This window comes from Aerococcus sp. L_32, assembly GCF_050689315.1.
Genome location: NZ_JBOEQF010000851.1, coordinates 1 through 794, shown reverse-complemented (window position 1 = coordinate 794; position 794 = coordinate 1). Strand labels below are relative to the sequence as shown.

The 794-nt window shown below is 38.3% G+C and carries 1 pseudogene; it reads left to right on the top strand.

Features of this window, described 5'->3' with window-relative positions:
- Nucleotides 1-122: 122 nt before the first annotated feature.
- Nucleotides 123-794: pseudogene (locus tag ACRCJ0_RS16875) on the top strand (glucose-1-phosphate adenylyltransferase subunit GlgD); the annotation flags it as partial.

The following is a 794-nucleotide window of genomic DNA, read 5'->3' as shown; positions in this document are numbered from 1 at the left end:
TGTCAAAATTGAATACGCGATTTTAGGTGAGGATGCCGTTGTTTCTGATGGGTCTGAAGTCATTGGTACCCCTGATAATATCGCCGTTATTGGTTATGAAGAAGTAGTTGGAGGTAATTAATATGGTTAAAAATAGAGTTACAGCTATCTTAAATTTGAATGAATCGACAACTGATTTAATGCCTTTAACAGACAATAGACCAATTGCCAACTTACCATTCGCTTGTCGTTACCGTATCCTAGACTTCTATTTATCAAGTTTATCGCACGCAGGTGTGCGTTCTGCCGCTTTATTTATGGCTGAAACTGGTCGTTCTGTATATGACCATATCCGTTCAGGTAAGGCCTGGAACTTTGATAATTACACTGGTGGGATTTTTACCTTCTCACAAATGAACCATAAACGTGCTTTATATGAAGCAGCGAGTCGTAAAGGCCCCTTCTATGATGACCATCATTTATTTATTGAACGGTCAAATGCAGAGTATGTATTTGTTTCAGGTGCCAAAATAGTAGCCAATGTCCATCTAGATGAAGTGATTGAAAAATTTGATGGTTGCGATGCTGATATCGTTCGTGTTTACGCTGAAGTACCGCGTGAACTTATTGAATACCATCCAAACGAATACATCATTCATTTAGATGATGACCAAAATGTTGAGAGCCTTTCTAAAGAAGGGATTACACCGATTTCTCAAGCAACTATTAATTATGATATGAACATGGCACTGGTTCGAACAGACAAGTTGCTTGAAATGATTGACCGCGCCGAAGAAAATAACTATTACAAAGAG